Annotated in this window: 2 protein-coding genes; both read left to right on the top strand. The window is 45.0% G+C overall.

Translation table 11 applies throughout. The annotated features are described in order from the left end of the window. The first annotated feature begins 372 nt into the window (after positions 1 to 372). Positions 373 to 630, top strand: coding sequence for a DUF4258 domain-containing protein (locus ACG2F4_RS19315; protein ID WP_395262582.1), 258 nt, complete (start codon positions 373 to 375; stop codon positions 628 to 630). Positions 631 to 685: 55 nt separating this feature from the next. Beyond that, positions 686 to 928 (top strand): type II toxin-antitoxin system MqsA family antitoxin, encoded by a 243-nt coding sequence (locus tag ACG2F4_RS19320; RefSeq protein WP_395262583.1) that lies wholly within the window; start codon positions 686 to 688, stop codon positions 926 to 928. Positions 929 to 1,261: the final 333 nt, after the last annotated feature.

Consider the following 1,261-nt stretch of genomic DNA (forward strand, 5'->3'; position numbering starts at 1 on the left):
ATTAGGGTACAAAAACGAGTGGAAGAGACTCTAAAGGTGACTTATGTTCCCTCTTAATATGTTTACCGGACAACAGTGATTTCTAATTCTTCATTCATAATTCCATCCCCGGTCGTCCGTCGTCGTCCTTGTTGTATCTCGTGCAATAACACGTTAAAACCCATCTCCACCAAATTCCTTATGCTTCATCCATCAAAAAATTGACAATTCAGGTATAGATCATTAACTAGCAGAGCGTACACAAATCGGAGTAGACGACCGTCTGCCGCTTGTAACTGTTCCTCATGAACGTTGTGCGATCAGTCCAACAGCGGGCAGTAATACAGGGGAGCAGTGTGATAAGCGAGGCCTCTACACTGGACAAATATCGAAATGATAAAAGAATATATTCATAAAAGCGTTGACAGGGGACGTATAAGATGGCAGCGACATGCTTTGGAGCGGATGATGGAACGCGGTATTTTCAGAGACGATGTTAAAAAAGTTCTGACAGAAGGCGAGCTCATTGAAAAATATCCTGATGATCAGCCATTTCCGAGTGGACTTTTTCTCGGATTTCCAGGTGCCGATAATCAACCTCTTCACGTTGTTGCGGCATTTGACAGCAAAACGAGTGGTGTTACGTTGTAACAGCATATCGGCCAGATTTGCAACACTTTGAACCGGATTTTAAAACCAGAAGATAATGGAAGCAAAAGATAAAACCCAGAAATGTCATACATGTGGAGGCACGATGGAGCAGGGAGAAACAACCGTGACAGTTGATTTTGGTTCCGGCGTCGTCGTTGTCCGCAATGTACCCGCTACCGTCTGCAGTCAATGTGGAATGGAGTGGATTGATGATGATGTGGCCGAAAGAATTGAAACAATCGTAAAAAATGCCCAAAATAAACACAGCGTTGTCGAAGTCCTTTCGTTATCGGCCTAGGAGAAAGCTGAGGTCAGGGAGACATTAACCAATGGAAAAATAGAGAAGATTTTAACTCTCCGGGGCGGAGTTCGTTTGTTGTCGCTGTTTAGGATCGTCGCCCGCCCCTCGTCAGACAGAAATTCTTCCGGTCTTGGGCATGATGCTATAACTCGTTCATATGAGATCCTCCTTCAGGACGGGTCCTCGAAATCCATAATCCATTATCCTTCATTCATAATCCTCTCAATCCGGCCTAGGATTTATGAGCCGTCTGGTGCAAACGCAGCGCAGGCGTGAAGAAAGAAACCGTGCAAGACAGCTCTCAGCGTTACCGGATGAGATATCACAGCA

The organism is Halalkalibaculum sp. DA3122, assembly GCF_043951865.1.
GTDB lineage: Bacteria > Bacteroidota > Rhodothermia > Balneolales > Balneolaceae > JAMQKA01.